Annotated in this window: 13 protein-coding genes; 10 read left to right on the top strand and 3 right to left on the bottom strand. The window is 46.6% G+C overall.

Annotation, left to right across the window (positions count from 1 at the left end; all coding sequences use genetic code 11):
• Nucleotides 1–16: 16 nt before the first annotated feature.
• The 3 genes from B3E00_RS00290 to B3E00_RS00280 are packed head-to-tail and all read right to left on the bottom strand — an operon-like array spanning nucleotide 17 to nucleotide 4,926.
• Nucleotides 17–3,262 (bottom strand): TonB-dependent receptor, encoded by a 3,246-nt coding sequence (locus B3E00_RS00290; RefSeq protein WP_293936165.1) that lies wholly within the window; start codon nucleotides 3,260–3,262, stop codon nucleotides 17–19.
• A 39-nt stretch (nucleotides 3,263–3,301) separates the two neighbouring features.
• Nucleotides 3,302–4,354 carry a FecR family protein gene (locus B3E00_RS00285; RefSeq protein ID WP_293936163.1) on the bottom strand — a complete coding sequence of 351 codons (1,053 nt, stop codon included), beginning with the start codon at nucleotides 4,352–4,354 and terminating at the stop codon, nucleotides 3,302–3,304.
• 44 nt (nucleotides 4,355–4,398) lie between these two features.
• Nucleotides 4,399–4,926, bottom strand: coding sequence for an RNA polymerase sigma-70 factor (locus B3E00_RS00280; protein ID WP_209579733.1), 528 nt, complete (start codon nucleotides 4,924–4,926; stop codon nucleotides 4,399–4,401).
• A 252-nt stretch (nucleotides 4,927–5,178) separates the two neighbouring features.
• Between B3E00_RS00280 and B3E00_RS00275 the strand changes: the two genes are divergently transcribed.
• The 10 genes from B3E00_RS00275 (at nucleotide 5,179) to B3E00_RS00230 (ending at nucleotide 20,324) form a co-directional block, all read left to right on the top strand.
• A complete protein-coding gene (locus tag B3E00_RS00275; RefSeq protein WP_293936161.1) occupies nucleotides 5,179–6,414 on the top strand; it encodes a zinc-dependent alcohol dehydrogenase in 1,236 nt (411 codons plus the stop codon).
• Between the two features lie 11 nt (nucleotides 6,415–6,425).
• Nucleotides 6,426–6,953: a hypothetical protein gene (locus tag B3E00_RS00270; RefSeq protein ID WP_209579724.1), complete on the top strand. Its 528-nt coding sequence runs from the start codon at nucleotides 6,426–6,428 to the stop codon at nucleotides 6,951–6,953.
• Nucleotides 6,954–7,111: 158 nt separating this feature from the next.
• Complete coding sequence (locus B3E00_RS00265; protein WP_209579722.1) at nucleotides 7,112–7,774, top strand: RNA polymerase sigma-70 factor; 663 nt, start codon at nucleotides 7,112–7,114, stop codon at nucleotides 7,772–7,774.
• 87 nt (nucleotides 7,775–7,861) lie between these two features.
• Complete coding sequence (locus B3E00_RS00260; RefSeq protein ID WP_293936155.1) at nucleotides 7,862–9,088, top strand: FecR family protein; 1,227 nt, start codon at nucleotides 7,862–7,864, stop codon at nucleotides 9,086–9,088.
• Between the two features lie 249 nt (nucleotides 9,089–9,337).
• Nucleotides 9,338–12,871: a SusC/RagA family TonB-linked outer membrane protein gene (locus B3E00_RS00255; RefSeq protein ID WP_293936153.1), complete on the top strand. Its 3,534-nt coding sequence runs from the start codon at nucleotides 9,338–9,340 to the stop codon at nucleotides 12,869–12,871.
• Between the two features lie 11 nt (nucleotides 12,872–12,882).
• A complete protein-coding gene (locus tag B3E00_RS00250) occupies nucleotides 12,883–14,262 on the top strand; it encodes a RagB/SusD family nutrient uptake outer membrane protein (protein ID WP_293936152.1) in 1,380 nt (459 codons plus the stop codon).
• Nucleotides 14,263–14,389: 127 nt separating this feature from the next.
• Nucleotides 14,390–15,334 carry an ABC transporter ATP-binding protein gene (locus B3E00_RS00245; protein WP_209579718.1) on the top strand — a complete coding sequence of 315 codons (945 nt, stop codon included), beginning with the start codon at nucleotides 14,390–14,392 and terminating at the stop codon, nucleotides 15,332–15,334.
• 12 nt (nucleotides 15,335–15,346) lie between these two features.
• Nucleotides 15,347–17,644 carry a Gldg family protein gene (locus B3E00_RS00240; RefSeq protein WP_293888674.1) on the top strand — a complete coding sequence of 766 codons (2,298 nt, stop codon included), beginning with the start codon at nucleotides 15,347–15,349 and terminating at the stop codon, nucleotides 17,642–17,644.
• Nucleotides 17,645–17,646: 2 nt separating this feature from the next.
• Nucleotides 17,647–18,984, top strand: coding sequence for a MutS-related protein (locus B3E00_RS00235; RefSeq protein ID WP_293888673.1), 1,338 nt, complete (start codon nucleotides 17,647–17,649; stop codon nucleotides 18,982–18,984).
• Nucleotides 18,981–20,324, top strand: a complete 1,344-nt coding sequence (locus B3E00_RS00230) for a MutS-related protein (RefSeq protein WP_293936151.1) — start codon at nucleotides 18,981–18,983, stop codon at nucleotides 20,322–20,324. The genes B3E00_RS00235 and B3E00_RS00230 overlap by 4 nt, the downstream gene beginning before the upstream one ends.
• Nucleotides 20,325–20,326 lie beyond the last annotated feature (2 nt).

Below are 20,326 nucleotides of genomic sequence, written 5' to 3'. Positions count from 1 at the left end.
TTTAGTGTTATGATCATTAAAAAGTGAGCTGAACCGCAAAGGTATAGGTACGCATGGATGGTGTGGCGCTGTTCCGCACCGAACCAAAGGGATTGACATCCGAAACATAAGTGCGGTCAAAACCAGGCATCTCGGGATCCATACCTCTGAAGCTTGTCCAGGTAAAGAGGTTCTGCGCATTGAACTGTATCACAGCGCGGCTCATATTGATCTTCTTTGCCCATTTGGAGATATCGTAACTGAGTGATACATTTTTTAAGCGGATGAACGACGCATCGTCCCATACTGCCGATGAATAGCGGTAGTAATTTCGGTAAGCCAGATTGGCTTCGTTGGCGCTATTGGCTGTGGCGCGTGGTACATCCGTCACATCTCCAGGCTGCTGCCAACGGTTTAACACATATTCATCCAGGTTGCCCAATCCGCCAATGGTTGTTGCCTGTGGCCCATAACCAATGGACGGCCCCTCCTGTTTGACAAACTGAAAGAGGAATCCAAGGCTGATGTCGCCATAACTCAGATTATTGCCCATACCACCATAGTACCTTGGCAGCAGGGATCCCAGCGTCACATAATCGTTGAAATCCGTAATTTTCCCGTCACCATCCACATCCCGGAATTGAGCGACCCCGGTTTGCGGATCCACTCCCGTAAACTCAAATCCACGGACGATACGTGTAGACTCGCCAATGACGTATCGTCGTGCATCGCTGCTACTTGCAAGAGCGGGATATTCCAGCAGGGTATTGTAAGGGAAAGTGATATTGAAATTGGTTTTCCAGCTGAACTTTTCCTTCTGGATATTCACGCTGCTCAGCTCTAACTCAAAGCCCTTATTTTCAATCAGTGCGGGTGTATTACCAAAATAAGAACTATAGCCGGTCTGCGGTGCGAGCACGATATTGATCAGCTGATTATCCGATCTATTGTTGTAATAATTGGCCGTAAGGAATATACGATCTCTGATGAAACCCAAGTCGAGACCCAGTTCTTTCTTTTTAATTTCTTCCCATCCAAAATTGGGATTAAACACCCGGGTTGGATAAAGCCCCGTGATGCCCTGGTAGGCGAAGCCCGTTCCCCAGGTATCCAGGTATTGGTAATCGCCGATCTGGTCATTGCCCGTCACTCCCCAGCTCGCACGAAGCTTCCCGAAGCTCAAGATAGACTGATCTTGGAGAAATTTTTCGCTGCTGAACACCCAGGCTGCACCGATCGACCCAAAATTACCGTACTTATTGTTGGGCCCAAAGCGGGAAGAGCCATCCCTTCGGTAGCTGAAATTCAATAGATATTTGTCGGCATAGGCATAATTGATCCGGCCAAATGCAGACTGGTAACGGTAATCGGCATACTGATTGTTGCGATTCACAAGGATACCTGCAGCGCCGATATTGTTTAGCTGCGAATCACTCGGGTAACTGCTGCCATCGAAATATTTCCCTTCGCTGACCCTTTGCTGCCAGGTTCCCCCCAAAAGTAGTTTAAAATCATGTTTACCAAAGGTTTTGCTGTAGTTTAATTGCGGTTCAATGATATAGGACTGATAATCCGAATTGCCGTAAGAGGCCATTGAACCCGTGCTCGTCAATGGATTAAATCCCGCATTGGGCAGCAGGCGTGTCTGGTCCATGCTTTTGAGGTTGTAGCCCACATTGACTTTTGCGACCAGTTCGGGTAAGATCGCATATTCGGCAGACAGGTTGGCCAGCAGGGATTTTGATTTCGAAACACTCGAGCGCTCCATATAGGCGGCGGGATTCTGTAAACTCTGTTGGAACCAATAATAGCCGCCCTTTTCATCATATAAAGGATAGTTGGGCGCCAGGTTATAAAACTGCGCTATATCGGTCGGTACGGTATTATTACGGTCCAGGTTAAGGTTGAAACTGCTGTTGAGTTTAAAGCGCTGGTCTTTGGACTGTGTCGCGAGATTGAGCAGTGCTCCGCCACGCTGATAATTCTGGTTGCCGGGCAAAGGATCGCCCTGACGATTAAAATTGGTACTAACTAGATATTGGGTATATTCATCTCCGCCGGAAAATGAGAGCTGATACGTTGAGAAAGGAGCACGCGCACCATAGAACTCTTTTTGCCAGTCACTGGATGCGGACTGATCCCAAGTCAATAGATCTGGCGCATTATCTGCCGTCGCTGTCCAATTGTCGTTTTTAAAGCCTTCCCTACGGATGTCCAAATACTGCTGGGTATTGAGCATCTTGAGGTTTCGAATCGCCTTACCTGTACCCACATTGGCATTAAAGTCTATTTTAAGTCCGCTTTTATTTCCCTTTTTCGTTGTGATCAAAATCACGCCGTTACCCCCTCTGGATCCATAAATGGCTGTTGCATCGGCATCCTTCAAGACATCAATCCGTTCAATATCCCTGGGGTTAATCAGGCTAAGTGGGCTTTGATTGCCATTGGCCGAGGCAAACTGATTCATGCTTTCGTCCGAAAATGGAATGCCATCAATAATGTAGAGCGGACTGCTGCCATTGCTGAGCGAATTGACTCCACGCAGTTGTACCTGAAAAGAGCTGCCCGGCAATCCCGAATTGGATGCGATATTGAGTCCTGCAACACGACCTTGCAGCGCCCCCAGGGGATCCAATACCGGCTGGGTCTCGATTTCCTTAGCGGTGACACTGGATACCGAACCGGTATTTTTGCGCACCGAAGATGTACCGTAACCGATCACAACCACTTCATCCAGATTGCCCGGATCCACCTCTAGGCTTATTTCCACATGTGCGTTATTACCCACCCGGACTTCCCTGCTGCGGTAGCCCACATAACTTAAAAGGAGTATATCATCCTGCTGCAGGCCATTTAAACTAAAACGACCGTTAGCATCGGTCATCGTACTAGCTACCTTATTTTTAACGCGTACACTAACCCCTTCAAGCGCTGCACCGGATCCATTGCTGACCCGACCGGAAATGGTCATCTGGACCGCCTTTGCAGCCCCCTTCCCCTGGAGCACGATGGTATTTTTGACAATTTGGTAGCGTATGCCTTTAGCTGAGAACGCCTGCCTGAGGAGTTCAGGAATATTGGCGTTGTTTAAATTGACATCTACTGGTAGATCCGGATTGATCTCATTGGGATCATACACAAAGCGATAATCGCTGCGTTGCTCAATGGATTTGACGAGCTGTTTAAATCGGACATGGTCAATCGACTTGTCTGCCTGCTGGCTCAAGGCATAGCCATTCACATGCATCAGCATCAATAGCAGGGTTTTTACGGACTTTTTCATAAGGTATTTAGATTGAAAATTCGTTTGTTACGTTTTTGGTTAGGGAATAAGCAAGAGTTCGTTTTTTTCGATGGTATAATTTATACCGGCGAAGCGTAAAATCTTCAGCACTTCTTCAAAGGATTCTTTTTTGCTGATTTTTCCACTAAGGACTTTATTTTTATAGGCAGGCGACAGGCTATAGGTGAAATTGTACCAGCGCGCCAGATCCGCTAAAATGTCAGGCAACGGTGTCTGGTCAAATTCAAAGTACCCGTCTTTCCAGTTGGCTATATCGGGCTGGCTGTTTTCCGCCAGCCGCTGGAAGGCTCCATTCAGCACATTCAGCTGGATCCGCTGTCCGGGCAGCAGAATCTCGTCCAGGCCAGCATTGCTGACCCGTATTTTCCCTTCGTCAAGCTGGGTCGTTAAAAGCGCGTTGTCCTTTGGATACAACTTCACGTTGAAAGCTGTCCCCAGGGCTTCGATACGGGTGTTCCCCACCTGCACAATAAAAGGTTTCGCTTTATTTTTGGCCACCTTAAAATAAGCCTCACCTTCCAGAAATACCGAACGTTTATGTTCATTATACCCCGGTTCAATTTTGAGCTTGCTGTCGGCATTTAACCACACCAGCGTACCATCCGGAAGTTCCATTTTAAATTCCTGTCCCCTTTTGGTTTGAAGCGCCACGTTGCTATCCTTATGCCGATCGAGCCACTCGGGGCTAAACGGCTTTTCCTTACTCAGGCTCACCACCTCATTTCCGATCAAAAGATCGGCCTGAAATTGACCAATACTAAAGGGCAATGGCTTCGGAGCTTGCTGCCTCGGGGAAAAGAAGTATATCGCCGCACCGGCCATCAAAAAAAACACCATACTGGCTGCCACTTTCAAATAAGCGCTGCGCTGGCGTTTAGCCCGCCATTCGGGACCAAAAATATGCTGTTGGAAAAATTGGTCTTCGGCAGCCAGATCCAGTTCGGGAATGTCTTTTGCATTATTTTGCCGGCTGAGCTGATTGTACCAACTTTCGACAAGTGCATTTTCTTCAGTGCTGCACATACCCTGTTGGTACCTCTCCAGTAATTGTTTTGTTAATCGTGGTTTCATAGGTACTATCCTGTATACTATTTAGAAGACAGGATAGCGGCAACTTAGTGGTAGAAAAAAATAAAAATTGTGCGTATTTTTTTTCTCAGAACCGTCAAAGCATTGTAAATCTGCTTTTTAACAGTCTGTTCAGAAATATCAAGTTCTGCTGCGATCTCGCGATAACTCCGTTGTTCAAAACGGCTTTTCCTGAAGATCAGTGCCATTTTACGCGGCAGCCTTTCAATCGCTTTGTCGATCTGCTCCGCTAATTCTTTCTCCCGCAACAGTTCGTCGGGCATCACTTCAAATGTTGGGACAGCATGTTGCAGGTAGTTATCATATTTACGTCCCACATCTTGGTTTGCAATGCGGTTGATCACCAGATTACGGGCAGAGCGATAAAGATAAGCGTGATACGAGTGTACGATTTCCAGACGCTCCATGCGATCCCAGAGATTGGTAAAAATTTCCTGTACAATATCACGGGCCTCGTCCTGGTCATCCAACATGCGGAAAACATGCACGTACAGCTTGCCCCAATTTTCTTCATAAAGTTGGGTAAACAATTGTCTGACATGCGTTACGTTCATCCTCGATGGTTTAGCTATTGTTGATTAGTCAAAATTAGGCTTTATTTTTAGGAAAGTCAATTGATGATGGATTTCTTACAAAACCAGTAGAATAATGCAAGGGCAGGATTGCTTTGCGCGGCAAGGTCCCCTACACCACCACGAACTGGATAATCGCCTCATGGAATGAGCCCGCAGCACGTAAGGATACCCTTTGACGTTCTAAATACGTTGTCTACGTATAAGTCCCCTATCGGTAAAATATGCAAACGAATGCAGCAGCACATCCCTTCCCTAAGTAAGTGTCTTTGGACGGGCGCTGTTTTTATGATCATTAATGAATTGAATATTATGCTTACAATGAATTATCGAGGGCCCTATCGCGTACGTGCCGATAAAAATGCCCCCATGCCAGAGATCATCCATCCGCAGGATGCCATCGTGCGGGTCTTGCGTTCCTGTATCTGCGGATCTGACTTGCATCTTTACCATGGTCTTGTACCAGACACCCGGGTGGGTTCTACCTTTGGACACGAGTTTATAGGTGAAGTGGTCGAGTTAGGCGCTGGAATAGAAAATTTAAAAGTTGGCGACCGGGTGATGGTTCCTTTTAATATTGCCTGTGGTAAATGTGCCTTCTGTCGGCAGGAACTGTATGGTAACTGCCATGAATCCAATCCTGAAGCGACTGCGGTGGGCGGTATCTTCGGCTATTCCCATACCGCTGGCGGCTATGCCGGTGGCCAAGCCGAATATGTTCGGGTGCCCTACGCCGATGTGGGGCCTGTGGTTATTCCCGACTGGATGGACCCCGACGACGCCGTTTTGCTGACCGATGTTGTACCTACGGGTTATCAGGCGGCCGAAATGGCGGGAATTCAACCCGGAGATACGGTGGTGGTCTTTGGTGCTGGTCCAATTGGTATTATGGCAGCCAAGTGTTCCTGGCTGTTCGGGGCAGCACGCGTGATTATAATCGACCATGTCGACTATCGGCTCGAATTTGCCGAACGCTACGCCCAGTGTGAAGCAGTCAATTTTCGTTCCATTGGCGATCCCGTTGTTTTTATCAAGACAATCACCGATTCACTGGGCGCTGATGTGTGCATCGATGCGGTAGGCTGTGAGGCGGCAGGTAACACCATGAATAGTCTTTTGGGACGATACTTAATGTTACAGGGCGGATCGACCACGGCATTGCATTGGGCGATTAATAGCGTAAAAAAAGGTGGTATCGTGTCTATTGTGGGCGTTTATGGCCCAACCAACAGTTTAGTGCCTATTGGCAATGTGTTAAATAAAGGAATCACCATACGGGCCAACCAAGCTTCGGTGAAGCGGCTGCTACCCAAACTGATCCAGCATGTAAAGGATGGCGTTATCAATCCCAAAGAGCTGATTACACATCGGGTTCCGCTCGAAGAAGTCGGTGATGCATATCACCTCTTCTCTTCCAAATTGGATCATTGTATCAAAACTGTGTTAATTCCACCATCGGCTTCGATTTAAGATATTTTATTATGATAACAGATCAAACTACACCCGAAGATTTTATCAACGATAGACAATCGGATTACGGACATATCAAGGGCTGGGCAATCGATTTTGACCCCAAAAACGACCCCACCTATCCCATCAAAAAACGAAACAACCAAGAACATCAGGGCTATTCGTGGCAGCGACCGCCATTGCAGGAAGAAACGGTTGAGATACTGCATTCTGTTGAACGCCCCAACCTAACAGCAGTTTATGGAACCGGCAATCCGCCCAAAGGGCTGAGTGGCGCCATTCGGCGCTTTGCCTTTAAGTATAGCGAATCCAGCTACGGCCGCTGGCTCCCGCTGGTACTCGCAGATCGTGTCGATATGCTAGAAGGTGTTGTCGAAGACATCACGAAAGGCCATCTTCCCAATATCGCCAAAGAGCTCGGACTGGGTGCCGAATGGAAGTATAATAAAAAAGCTTTCATAGGCAAAACTGTTGTGGCTGGGATATTGATTGGATTAGTAGCGTTTCAATGCTGTTCGAAAAGAGAAAATAAACGATAAACTAAGAATACCGAATCCATTCTGTTGCTTATGGAAAGCAACAGAATGGATCTTGCGTATTTGGAGGTCATTCCCACAATGACACCGCCTAAAAAGTTGAATTTTCGCAAAAAATTCATACTTATTTTATTAAAAAGTTATATTTGTGTTATTAATTGATGAAGTTTGGCAAAAAACACAGGGCTGATCTTCTGTTATTCACCTTAGAAAAACGTACTACACACAACATGCAGGACAACGATTACGCCATACTATCCGATGGAATCTTGGTTGATCTGATACGCCAGGATGACGAGAAAGCCTTCTCTGTCATTTACCAGCGCTATAGTATGCCTTTGTACGTCCATGCAAACAGATTTATTCGCGATCGCGAGGAGGCAAGAGATATCCTTCAAAAAGTATTTGTCAAGATCTGGTCGATACGTAACAGGCTGCCGACCGACATCAAGCTTTCTGCCTATCTCTATCAAATCGTTAAAAATGAATTGATCAACCATATTTCGCACAGCAAAGTGGTGGATAAATACCTAGAAAGTATGTCTTCTTATGCATCCACCTACGTAGCAGATACCGATCATGTGATACGCGAGAAACAATTGCAGGACATCATCGAGCGAGAGATCCAAAATCTTCCAGAAAAAATGCGTGAAGTATTTCAATTAAGCCGTAAGCAGTACCTCAGCCACAAGGAGATTGCCGAAAAACTAGGCATCAGCGAAAAGACAGTAAAGAATCAACTATCGAATGCACTTCATTTGTTGCGCCAGAAATTGCCCTTACTTCTGTTTATCCTTGCTTTTTTTCCGGACCAATCTCAGTAGCCCCATTTTTTTTAAAAAAAAATCATTTTGATCTGGGACCTGTTGCCGAGCTAACTGTTATACTCCCAAACAACAACACAATCATACGTGAGAGAACCGTTAAAAGTAGATCGTGATCTACTAAAAAGATATGCATCAGATCGATGTTCGGACAGCGAAAAAGCCTTTGTGGATGATTGGTATATCAGCCATGCAGAACAGCTTCCTGATTTTGATCTAACAGCTCAAGAATTGCAGGCGGATCTTTCCGATATCTGGAACCGCGTCGAGAGCGACATCCATCTACCACATCGATCCAGATCCAATTGGAAGAAATGGTTTGCAGCAGCGGCATCTATTGCTGTGATTGGTTTTTCTTCCTATTATTTGATTAGACATGATTCTTCCTCCTCAACCCAGGATATTAGCAGTGGAATAGGTACTACAGAAGTTGTTACAGGCTCGTCCATTAATCAACAGCATCTTCCCATTCCGCCAGCAAGCAGTGGCGCTTCCTTGATTTTGTCGAACGGCGAACAAATCGAGCTAAATAAAAGCAATGGGTCTTACAATCGAAAAGACCACGAAATTCTCATCGACTGGAGCGATAACGAACAACTTGTTTACCAGAACGATGATTCCAAAAATAACAGCCAAGCCATACTAAGCAATACACTTGTGGTACCAAAGGGCAATACTTACAAAATTCGGCTTGGGGATGGCACGCAAGTCACACTCAACGCGGATAGTAAATTAACTTTTCCGATACGGTTTACAGGTGCCAAACGCGAAGTGACCCTAGAGGGCGAAGCGTACTTCGAAGTGAGCAAACGGCAAATTAGTGCGGGCGATAAAATGATCAAGCAGGAATTTATTGTCCACGCCGGACAAAATGCCATTCAGGTTTTAGGTACAAAGTTCAATGTCAAAGCTTATCGTGAAGACAAACAGCAAAGTTTTACCCTGGAAGAAGGAGCTATTGCCTTAAACAACCCTACCAATCCAGCCCCTATCCTATTAAAACCCGGTCAAAAAATCATACAGACAGGCAACGAATTTACACTGCTAGAAGTCGACCTCACGAAAGATCTTTCTTGGAAAAACGGCGATTTTTACTTTGATTCGGCTACGTTACAAGAGATCATGGCCCAGATATCAAGATGGTACAATATCGACGTAGCGTACCTTGGCCCGATCAACAACCAACGGTATATCAGCAGTATATCGCGCAAGAAAACTTTACAGGAAGTACTTGAAATATTAGAAACTACCACCGGTATAAAATTTGAAATCCGCACGGTAGACAAAGAAAGGAGGTTGATGGTAATACCCTAACGAAAGAAAAACCACGATTTCAAAATAAATCTAGAGGCGTTGCACCGCCCCTAGAACTGATTTTTGAATTCACGCCTAGCATTATTACGAAATTATGAACTGCATGACATGTCTCCTTGTCAAGAGGGACATCCATGTCCAAAAATCAACAAACAAATGTATCAATATTTTTTTGCTAATGAAAAGTATCAGGTAAATCAACCGACCCACAGACCGCCTATCTTTTCCAACTTTATAATCAAATTGCTTATGCGATTTCAATTATTTTGCATGTTGTTTTTGGTTTTGTTTTTACAAACAGCCACGGCCCTGCATGGCCAAAACAAAATCAACCTAAATGTCAAACGTGCCAGCCTTGAGCAGATCCTGCAACAGGTACGTGCACAGACAGGGTACGATTATGTGATCCGTCCCGAACACAACAAATCGTTCTCAGCACTCACAATCCACTTAAGTGACCTTGAACTTACCGAGGCGCTTGCGCTCTGCTTTCAAGGGCAATCACTGGGCTTTACTGTTCGCAACAATACCATTATTGTCACCGATCAGCAGCAGCAACGTACCATTAATGGCATCGTTACCGATACCCAACAAAGGCCACTTGCCGGAGCAACTGTACGGATCAAGGGTACCAATAACCAGACGCGAACAAATGGAAAGGGAATATTTGTATTATCGAATGTTGCCAGCGATGCCATACTTGAAATCAGCTACTTGGGCTATGAATTAAGACAGATAGACCTCAGCGGTACTCCTGCAAGTAATCTGGGACCGCTATTTGTGCTCAAACAACAGATTGCTGCGCTCGATGAAGTATCTGTTATGGCAAATACAGGGTATCAAAAGCTCGACCCCAGCAAAGCCACAGGCTCTCTGGTCGTTATAGACGACAAAAAAATACAGGAAAGTCCAGCTTTGAGCCTGATCGAACGATTGGAAGGGCAAATTCCTGGCGTTCAATTCGACACGCGTACCAACAGCATCCTTGTACGCTCGCCAAATACCTTTTCCAGTACGTCCAGTACACCGCTGATCGTTATCGACGGATTTCCAGCTATGGAACAACAATTGAGCAGCAATCCTACAGGATCAGGCAACCGCCTTTCGGCCACCACTACTAGTGCCGGTATACTCAACAACTTCAATCCCGACGATATCGCCAGCATTACCGTGCTAAAAGATGCCGCTGCAGCCTCTATCTGGGGATCAAGAGCTGCTAATGGAGTGATTGTCATCGAAACAAAGGCCGGCAAAATGGGAAAAAATAGCATCAACTTTTCATCTACACTCGGAACCTCTGCTCCGCCAAACCTGCATAATTTACGGAACATGAATGCTGCAGAGTATATCGACTTTGAAAAAGAGCTCTTCGATAATAATTTTTATTACGATCCTGCCTCTGGCTGGCGTGCACCAAATCGCTCCGACGCCATCATGACGATGTTCCGCGCCAAACGCGGCGAAATCAGTACCGACGAAGAAAGTAGCATCCTTAGTCAGCTCGGACAAATGGACAACCGTCAGCAGATCCGCGATCAGCTGTTACAGGCCGCGCAAAGCCAACAATATAACCTATCGTTTAACGGTGCTGTGCAGGGAGCGCGCTATTATGCGTCGGCCGTGTATTCAAAGGACAGACCGATCTACCGGGAGAACAATGCCAATAACATGTCCTTGACTTTCAATATCGAAAACAATTATTTTAACAACAAGCTAAAAGTATCCTTAGGACTCAACCATATCATTCAGAAAAGCAAGGTGAACAACGCTGCAATTCTTGCCATCAGCCCGGGTACTTTTGGACTCACTCCCTACAATATGTTATTGGACGACAATGGAAATAGCATCAGCCGCTATTTTGCTTTTACTCCGCAGGTTGCCCAACAGCGTTTTGAAAGCCAAGGGTACTTACCATGGTCGTATAACCACCTGGATGAACTGAACCTCAGCAGCGACAGATACGACAATAACTTGACGCGCTTCACCGGTCAATTGACTTACCATCCCTTGAGCTGGCTGAATGCATCGTTATCGGGATCCTATCAAAAAGGCCTCCGTAATATGGAAAGCCTCCGCGATGGCGACAGCTATGAAATGCGCAACCTGATCAATAACGGTACCACACTCAGCAGCACGGGCAAACTGACCTATGGGGTTCCTTTGGGCGGCAAATACCTCACTTCTAACAGCAAAACAGACGATTACTCCCTACGCTTCCAATTGGATGGAACCAAAAAATTTAACGATATCCACCAGATAGACCTATTTGCCGGTAGCGAGATCCGCCAGAGCCAGATGATGGGCTATCTACAAACACGTTATGGTTTTGATAAAGATACCTATCAGTCTACTGTCATCAATCCGACGGTGCCTTACAAGGATATCTACGGCGCCAATAAGACATTAAATATACAGGATGCCCCCATCAATATCGACCGCATACGCTACCTGAGCTACTACGCCAACGCAGGATATACACTGCTTGAGAAGTACTTTTTAACCAGTAGCCTACGTTTTGACGATGCGACGATTATCGGTATCGACCGTTCGAAACGCGCTAAACCCTTTTGGTCTACCGGCTTGCGCTGGGACCTACACCGGGAAAACTTTATGCGTGCGCTGCCCTGGATAAATGCACTTAGCTGGCGTGGAAGCATTGGTACAGGAGGATCTGTACCGCGTGACGGTACCTCATACACCTTGTATTCTGCTTCCATAACCGATTTCTATACCCAGCTTCCTACTGGATCAATCAGCATTCCGGCCAACCAGCTGCTGGGTTGGGAAACGACACGGACGTTTAATACCGGACTGGATTTCACTGCCCTAAAAAGCCGTTTGACGGTTAACCTTGATTATTACATAAAAAGATCTTACGGTATTGTTGCTTCCGTACCATACAATGCAACCTACGGATGGTCAAGCCTGTCTTTCAACACCGCCAATATGAAAAGTCAGGGTATTGACCTGAGCATTCAGGGGCAGATCGTTCAAGGACCAAACTGGAGGTGGAACAGTGCTTTCAACCTAGCTTATAGCAACAACGAAGTGACCGACGACCGTTTTCCAAATACGTTGAAGACCCCAGGTGAGACCTCCACACCAATTGAAGGCTATCCTATTGATCAAATCTTTGCTTACCATTGGGCAGGGCTCGACAACAAAGGCCGCTCCCAAATTCGTGACGGCCAGGGCAAGGTCTTCGATTCAGAAGCCTCTACCGATGACTTTAAACCCACTGACCTACGGTATATGGGACGCATGAATGCACCTTATTTTGGTGGCTGGACAAACACCGTTTCGTACAAGAACTTTAGTTTTACAGCGCGCATGACAATGAAATTTGGTCACAAAGTGCGTTGGAAAGAAGTCAATTCCGCTCAATATCCGAGCAATACAGCAGGTTTTGATGGCTATCTGGCCAACAGCAAGGCTTTGGTAGACCGCTGGCGTAAGCCCGGAGATGAGGCCCATACCGATATACCTGGCGTCATCAATACCAACCTCAATAGCATACAACGGTTTGAATACGCCGACATCAATGTCATCGATGCCAGTCACATCCGCCTACAAATGCTAGCACTAAACTATAGCTTTCCGGCTAGCCTGTTAGGCAACAACAAGGCCATCAAATCGTTGAGCATAGGCGCTACGGCGACCAATCTCGGCCTTTTGTGGAAGAAGACAGACCGCGATATCGATCCAGATTATATGTTTGATGGTAGCTATGCCAGTATGCCGCCCGTCACGAGCTATGTATTTCGCATCAATATGGGATTTTAAGAATTATGAACATGAAACACAAGATTATCACCTTCGGCCTTGCCGCCATATTTGTTTCCAGCCTGGCATCCTGCCGTAAATTCGTGGAGATAGACCTGGTCGGCAAACGTGAACTTAAATACACACAGGACTATCAAAACCTACTGAATAACAGCACATCGGTAGAGCGATCGTATTACTGGCCGGTCCTGGCCAGCGACGATATCTATGGATCGGACGAGGCTTATCTGAATACGCTTTCTCTGACCGACGCCAATGCCTATAGCTGGAAAAGCGACATTGTTGGCGACAACAATGAAGATCCGGACTGGGCAGACCAGTACAAACAAATTTATCTGTTCAATCAAGTTGCAACAGAGATTATGGACAGTCAGGGCGGAACAGACGCCCAAAAGAGAAATATTTTGGGCCAGGCTAAGGTACATCGCGCGCTCAATTATTTTAACCTGGTCAACAGCTACGCGAAGCAGTACGATGCCTCAACAGCCCATACTGATCTTGGCATTCCGCTATTGACAAGTCCCGATCTATATGCCAAGCTAGACCGTAAACCCGTGGAAACAGTGTATAGGCAGATTATTGACGATCTCACTTCGGCCATTCCTGACCTTCCCGAGCAGGCGAACTTTAATATGCTCGCCTCGCGCTCGGCCGCGGAAGCCATCCTGGCACGCGTTTATCTACAGATGCGCGACTATGGCAAAGCACTGCACTATGCAGAGCTTGTACTGGCCAAGCCAGCGTATAAACTGATCGATCTCAAACAGTACAAAGCTACACCAAATAGCTATCCGAATATCCTGAATGATACGGAAGAGATTTTTATAAAAAGCTTGCGTAATTCATTCCCCACCCTGTCCTTAAATCCCGAGTTACTGGCGCTGTTTGAACCTGGCGACCTTCGTGCTACCCTCTTTACGGTCGACGGTAGCGTATTTACCTGGAGCCCTTTCAAGGGCAAAGCGTATAATAAACACCGCATTATCTCGGCCAATGGCAAAGTGACCAGTGGCCCAACGCTTCCCGAGCTGATGCTCATCAAAGCAGAGGCCCTGGCCCGCAACAATGACCGTTTTACAGAAGCGGTAGCTGTATTAAACACCCTTCGAAGCAAGCGCTTTGAAGAGAGCGCATACAAGCCACTGCAGGCGATGGATCAACAGGCTATCCTCAAGATCGTCATCAACGAGCGGCGAAAAGAACTGATGGTAAAGGGTTTACGCTGGTTTGACCAGAAGCGCCTTGCCGCCGAACCCGGGTTTATCAATACACAGACCCGTACGTACAAAGGTGAGTCATTTACCCTGGCTCCCAACAGCAATCGGTATGTCCTGCCTATTGCATCCAAATACATTGTTTTAAATCCTGAAATCATTCAGAATCCGAGGTAACAACAACATCATATATGATCCCCACTGCTAGCGGACGTACAACGTATTTCCGCAGGCAACAGACACAGTGTGCATGGCAACATAAACACCGTGTCGGGGGATTACTTATACCAAAATCAACGATAACATGAGCACAGCAAACGACACTCCCATTGTTCAGGTGGTAGATCTTTCCCATCGATACAACGTCCAATGGGCTATCCGTGACATTAATTTTGAAGTTCAAAAAAATGGCATCTACGGCCTATTAGGAGCCAATGGAGCGGGAAAATCTACCACCATGAATATCATGTGCGGCGTAGTAAATCAGTCGCACGGTGAAGTTTTTATCCGCGGCATCAGCATGGCACAGCATCCGGTAGAAGCAAAGAAACATATTGGTTTTCTACCACAACAGCCACCGTTGCTTCCCGAGTTGACCGTAGAGGAATATCTCATCCACACGGCAAATTTACGTCTAATGGCACCCGAAAAAATACCAGCTGCCATCGAACGTGTGCTGTCTAAATGCAGCATTGCCCATTTTCGCCATCGGCTGCTCAAAAACCTGTCTGGCGGCTACCAGCAGCGGGTAGGAATAGCCCAGGCGATCATTCATGAGCCTGATTTCGTGGTGCTGGATGAACCAACCAATGGTCTTGACCCCAACCAGATCCTCGACATCCGGCACCTCATCCGAGAGATCGCAACAGAACGCACCGTTGTGCTATCCACACATATCCTGCAAGAGGTACAGGCGTTGTGCGATCATATCTGGATGATCCACGAGGGCCGCATGATATTCTCCGGTTCACTTGAAGAATTTGACAACCAAGTTGCCCCCAATAGTGTTGTTGTCAGCCTAATATCTCCGCCATCCATGGAGGAATTTCAGCAGCTCCCGGGTTTTGTTGACATGGAGCCTTTAGGCAACATTAAGTTTCGCATACGCTCCACCAACACCCAGGAACTCGTCGAAGCCTTGGTTGAAAAAAGCGTCCAGGAAAAATGGAATCTGATCGAGATCTATTCCGAGAAAAGTTCGCTCGAGACCGTATTTGCCGAAATGACTCGAAAAAGAAGAAAAGTATAATTCAATCCAACCATGAAAACAACATTAAAAATAGCAAAAACAGAACTGCAGGTACTCTTTTACTCACCTGTTGCCTGGCTTGTCTTGATGATCTTTACCTTTCAGATAGGCTACTTATTTTCTGCTTCCTATGCCGGGATGGTGCAGTTGCAGTCCATGAAAATCGACCTTATCAATACCACTGAAAGCCTATTTTCATCGGCCTGGGGTGGTATATATCCCAAAGTACAGTCTTATCTCTACCTCTACATGCCCTTATTGACCATGAGCATCATGAGTCGCGAATACAGCAGTGGTTCCATCAAATTACTGTACTCCTCACCCATTACCAACAGCCAGATTATTCTCGGCAAATATATTGCACTGCTGCTTTTTGGTCTTGTCCTCACTTTGTCGGTATCCATCCTCGTTATTTTTACCATGGGTACGGTAGTGCATGCAGACATCGGCCCAATGCTGACAGGCTTGCTCGGACTTTTTCTATTGTTGTCTGCCTATGCTGCTGTCGGTCTTTTTATGTCTTCATTGACCAGCTATAATATTGTGGCTGCTATCGGAACACTCTGTGTATTTGCCATGATGAACTTTGCACGTGGCCTTTGGCAGGACATCCCCTTTGTGCGCGAAATTACCTACTGGCTGGCCATCAACGGCCGTGCCGACACTTTTATCGCAGGTTTGATCACAACAGAAGACATCCTTTACTTTATACTTGTTAACGTTCTTTTTGTCAGCTACTCTATCTTCCGCCTTCAGGCTATCCGAAAGAAACAGTCGGCCGGTAAAAACCTACTGAAATTTGGCGGCATCACCCTGGCCGTGTTCTTCATCGGATACCTGACCACACTCCCCTTTATCAAGCTATACTACGACAGCACCTACCGAAAAAGCAATACGCTACGCCCCAGTAGCCAAGCAATCATGGACAAACTAACCGGTGGATTTAAGATCACCACTTACGTCAATATGCTCGATGGCAACAGTTTTATCGGCTTACCCTCGTCGTATAAAACCGATGTGGGCTCGTTTGAGAAATACATCCGTTTCAAGCCCGAAATAGAAATGGAATACGTGTATTACTACCATCAGACTGACAATCCCATTCTCGACCGACAGTTTCCAAAGCTCAATGCCGAACAGCGCCTGGACACCCTGCGGAAATTCAACAAATGGAATTTTGAGATCCTGCCCTATGAAGCCATCAAAAAACGGGTAGACCTCTCTTCGGAAAACTATCGGTTTGTCCGCGTACTGGAACGTGATAATGGGCGGAAAACCTTTTTACGTGTTTATGATGACATGCAACGCGTACCGATGGAATCAGAAATCAGCGCAGCCATCAAACGTTTGGTGATGGATGAACTACCAGTGGTCGGCTTTGTATCGGGTCATGGCGAGCGCAACAGCAACTCTACCCAAGATCGTGGTTACAAAACCATTACCCAGGAAAAGGCATTCCGTTATTCGATGATCAATCAAGGATTTGATTTTAAAGAGCTTGACCTGTCGAAGCCGGTTCCGGAAAATATCAACATCTTGATTATAGCCGAACCGCGGCAGGCCTATAACGAACAGGAGTTATCCAACCTACATGCTTACATTGCCAGCGGCCGCAATATGATGCTTGCCGGAGAGCCGGGGCAGGAAGCTATTTTTAACCGCATCGCCGCACCATTGGGCGTTAGCTTGGAACCTGGTGTGCTCGTCAAAAAGCAAGAAGCCTTGCAACCAGACCTGCTGACACTCAAACCAACCCAGGCCGGTGAGGACTTTTCCTATTACCTCAAACCGATGGCCCGTCGCGAAGAAGTTGTCACCCTGTTAGGTACAGCCGGTATCCTGGTGTCACCACAGTCTCCTTTCCAATCCAAGGTACTTTTTGCTTCGGATACGACCGGTACGTGGAATGAGCTTGACAACCTCAATTTCATTGATAGCAGACCCGTTCTCAATATTGCCGCAGGTGAGCGCGAAGGGAGCCGCCCCACAGTGGTGGCACTCTCCCGAAAAGTCGGTAAAAAAGAACAGAAGATACTTGTTACGGGAGACGCCGACTGGATTAGCAACAGTGAGCTTTTCATCAAAAGAAATCAGGTCAATGCATCCAACTTTTCTCTCGTCAGCGCAGCTTTCTCCTGGCTTAGTGATGGCGAAGTACCCGTGGATATGCGTCTGCCCGATTCAATTGATAAAAGCCTACGGATTGGCGAAAGCAGCTGGACCTATTTTGAATTGCTGATCAAATACCTTATACCACTGAGTATGCTGAGCGTCGGTCTTATTATCTGGATCAGAAGAAGGGGGCGTTAATTATGGGATTATTAATAGACAAACAAACCCGGGACGATCTATCGATTTTTGCAGCCAGGGGTACCGCATCCATCTTTGGCCTCTATAACAAAACGGCTACCTCCGGCGGAGCCGAACTGCTGGAAGAATGGTTTCACTATCCGCTTTCAGATGCGCAGGCCATTGGCAGACGTACGGCTACCATTCAGCATTTTATGGATCAGCCCATGCTATTTCCCTTCCAGTCCAGCTGGTTTGACCAGGCTTTATTTTATTTGGACATGGCCGATGAACGTAGCCGCCTGCGGACAGGAAGTCTGACTTTGAAAGAACGCTTTCAGCAATTTGTTGGTGGCGATACCGATTACAAAAAAGTGGTTGCCGGCATCATTGCCTGCAGTAAAATTATGCACGCCTGGAAAGCGCTTATCCATTCCAGCGCAGGCCCCGAAGGTAGCTACCAGGAAGAATTAAAGCAATGGGCGCTCAAATTTGAGAACAGTGGATTAGAGCAGATTCCTTTGCTTCAAGAAAAAGAGCCGCTCAAGCGTGAGACAGTTATCCAGTACGACAATATCCTCCGCTTTGAGGAAAAAGATCTTTTGTTAGCTATTCTACGTGATATTTATACCTTCGATGTTTACCTCAGTGTCGCCCAGGTTGCCAATGAGCAGCATTTCGTCCTTCCAACAGTCGACAGCAGTATGGATCAACGCCTCATCTACGAAGGTGTTTTTCATCCACTGGTCAGGAATGCCAAAGGCAACGACCACTACATGGATCGTTTAAACAATATCACCTTCCTGACGGGCGCCAATATGGCAGGAAAGTCGACCTTTATGAAGTCTTTGGGTATTGCACTTTACTTGGCCCATGTGGGCTTCCCGGTGCCCGCAAAGCGTTTATTATTCAGTCCCCGGGACGGGATTTTTACCTCGATCAATCTGCCCGACAATATTGCAATGGGCTATAGCCATTTTTTTGCCGAGGTCTTACGGATTAAAAAGGTGGCGCAGCAGCTTGCCGAAGGTCGCAGGCTCTTCGTCATTTTCGATGAGATGTTTCGGGGCACCAATGTTAAGGATGCTTTCGAGGGCACCGTTGAAGTGGTCTCAAGGCTATACCATCACCCCAGATGTCAGTTTGTGCTATCCACCCATATTCTCGAAGCCGGAGAGCAGCTGATGCAATCGTATCCCGATATCAAATTTGTTTTTCTACCCACAAACATGGTACAAGGCAAACCGCATTACAGCTATGCGCTGCAACAGGGAATTTCGGCAGATAGGCATGGCATGATCATCATCGAAAACGAAGGCATCATTGATTTATTAACTTCTCAAAAACACAAGGGCGCATGAGTTTCATTATTGATAAACAAACACTTCAGGATCTCAATATTTCCGGAAAATATAAACGCGATTCCATCTTTTCACTTTATAACAAAACCGAGACTTTTGGCGGCGAGTTGCTGCTCGAAAAACTTTTCCTGCAGCCTTTTACCGACCCTGCGGCCATTGATAGACAGGCAGCGCTGATTTCATTTTTCAGAAGTTCGCAGCAGACATTCCAGATCAACCCCGATGATCTCGATATTGTGCAAAATTTTACCAATAGTTATTCCGATCAGCACTTTGCCCTGGCCCTTGCCCATGCGGGACGCCGCAAACTGCTGGCCGCGCTGGGTTTAAAAGAAGAAAAGAAATACCTGGAATCCGGCATTCGAGCCACCCTTCGAATCATGCTGCAATTAGCCAGTTACCTATCCGAACTTCAGCAGCAAGACAAAATAGGGCTGCTTCGGGGAAGCATCTTTGATCAAGCCTGGCTGCGCGAGGAATACACCCAACTCTCGCAGTTACAGCATAAAATCGAGTCGCATGCGGACAGCATCCCGCTTGGTCTAGCGGCAAGCTGTGATTATCAATTGCGGCACAAGTGGTCAAAAGAAATTCAGCAGAGTCTCTCAGCCATCTATCACATCGATCTTTATCAGTCCATTGCTTCTGTGGCCAACGCCAGAGGGTTTGTCAGGGCAGAAGTACTTGCAGCAGAACGACAACATATTCTACTTGAAAATGTTTACCATCCTACTATTCCCAACGCCGTGGGCAATGACCTCACGTTTGATGAAGGGCAGAATCTTCTCTTTCTGACTGGGGCAAATATGGCTGGAAAATCGACCTACATGAAGAGCTTTGGCATCGCCATCTATCTTGCCCATATTGGCCTTCCGGTACCGGCCAACCGCATGTCATTTTCTGTAAAAGATGGTTTATATAGCTCCATCAACGTGTCGGACGACATCGATATGGGACACAGCCACTATTATGCGGAAGTGCTCCGCGTCAAAAAGGTGGCCGAGTATGTCAACCAAGGTAAAAATATGGTGGTTATTTTTGATGAACTCTTCAAAGGTACCAATGTCAAGGATGCCTTTGAAGCCACCCTTACCGTCACACGCGCCTTCCAGCAGCACCACAATTGCCAGTATCTGATTTCTACACACATTGTTGAAGTAGGCCAGCAGCTGCAGCAAGAAGATCGTTCGGTTCAGTTTATCTATATGCCTACCGAAATGCGCGGCCAAGTGCCCTACTACTCTTATCGCTCGGCGGAAGGAATCAGCAGTGACAAACATGGTATGGTACTGATCCAAAAAGAAAACGTACTTGAATTATTAGAACACAACAGCAAATAGTT

Origin of the sequence: Sphingobacterium sp. UBA5996, from assembly GCF_002429765.1 — a bacterium.
GTDB lineage: Bacteria > Bacteroidota > Bacteroidia > Sphingobacteriales > Sphingobacteriaceae > Sphingobacterium.
The sequence above is the reverse complement of the archived record's forward strand: the minus strand, read 5'-3'. Positions and strand labels throughout refer to the sequence as shown.

Excerpts from the sequence above, each read along its gene's own strand:
- B3E00_RS00285 (WP_293936163.1), bottom strand. The coding sequence starts at position 4,354 with ATGAAACCACGATTAACAAAACAATTACTGGAGAGGTACCAACAGGGT.
- B3E00_RS00275 (WP_293936161.1), top strand. The coding sequence starts at position 5,179 with ATGCAGCAGCACATCCCTTCCCTAAGTAAGTGTCTTTGGACGGGCGCT.
- B3E00_RS00245 (WP_209579718.1), top strand. The coding sequence starts at position 14,390 with ATGAGCACAGCAAACGACACTCCCATTGTTCAGGTGGTAGATCTTTCC.
- B3E00_RS00235 (WP_293888673.1), top strand. The coding sequence starts at position 17,647 with ATGGGATTATTAATAGACAAACAAACCCGGGACGATCTATCGATTTTT.
- B3E00_RS00270 (WP_209579724.1), top strand. The coding sequence starts at position 6,426 with ATGATAACAGATCAAACTACACCCGAAGATTTTATCAACGATAGACAA.
- B3E00_RS00240 (WP_293888674.1), top strand. The coding sequence starts at position 15,347 with ATGAAAACAACATTAAAAATAGCAAAAACAGAACTGCAGGTACTCTTT.
- B3E00_RS00265 (WP_209579722.1), top strand. The coding sequence starts at position 7,112 with ATGAAGTTTGGCAAAAAACACAGGGCTGATCTTCTGTTATTCACCTTA.
- B3E00_RS00280 (WP_209579733.1), bottom strand. The coding sequence starts at position 4,926 with ATGAACGTAACGCATGTCAGACAATTGTTTACCCAACTTTATGAAGAA.
- B3E00_RS00255 (WP_293936153.1), top strand. The coding sequence starts at position 9,338 with ATGCGATTTCAATTATTTTGCATGTTGTTTTTGGTTTTGTTTTTACAA.
- B3E00_RS00290 (WP_293936165.1), bottom strand. The coding sequence starts at position 3,262 with ATGAAAAAGTCCGTAAAAACCCTGCTATTGATGCTGATGCATGTGAAT.
- B3E00_RS00230 (WP_293936151.1), top strand. The coding sequence starts at position 18,981 with ATGAGTTTCATTATTGATAAACAAACACTTCAGGATCTCAATATTTCC.
- B3E00_RS00250 (WP_293936152.1), top strand. The coding sequence starts at position 12,883 with ATGAAACACAAGATTATCACCTTCGGCCTTGCCGCCATATTTGTTTCC.